This is a genomic window from Streptomyces sp. NK15101, assembly GCF_020400725.1.
Classification (GTDB): domain Bacteria; phylum Actinomycetota; class Actinomycetes; order Streptomycetales; family Streptomycetaceae; genus Streptomyces.
Map to the genome: position 1 here is coordinate 1 of NZ_JAINVG010000216.1, position 544 is coordinate 544.

Below are 544 nucleotides of genomic sequence, written 5' to 3' on the forward strand. Positions count from 1 at the left end.
GCCGCCACGCTGCCGGCGGGCGTCAAGGGGTCGGTGACCGGCGTGCTCCGCCTGCCCTACACGCTGGTCGCGAGCGCGGGCGGCTCGCCGGTGAGCGCGGACGTGATCCGCTCCACCTGCGCGGTCAACGGCGTCTCGTACGGCCCGTGTGCGTGGCACATGCCCTATGTGCGCGTCGGCGGGGAGGAGAAGGATCCGCCGTCCCTCGACCTTCCGACGGTGACGGCCGCGCAGACCCTCGCGTACGCCGTCACCCTGGACGCGGACCGGACCGCGTTGGTCCTGGGCCGCCCGGACACCCGGGTCGAGCTGAAGGACGGCACGGGCGCGGTGGTGGCCGAGGGGACGGTGCGCCTCGACTTCGTCCCCGGGACGCCACCTCCGAGCCGGCGCGGCGCCCTGCACGCGCGGGACAGGGACGGCGTGCTGTGGCGGTACGAGGGCACCGGCGACGTCACCCGGCCCTTCGCGCCGCGCAAGCGCGTCGGCGGCGGCTGGAACGCCTACACCGCCCTCGCCGGCACGGCGGAACTCGGACGTGACG

At 75.9% G+C, this 544-nt stretch carries 1 pseudogene; it reads left to right on the top strand.

Features of this window, described 5'->3' with window-relative positions:
- Window positions 1-544, top strand: a pseudogene (locus K7G60_RS38680) (hypothetical protein); the annotation flags it as partial.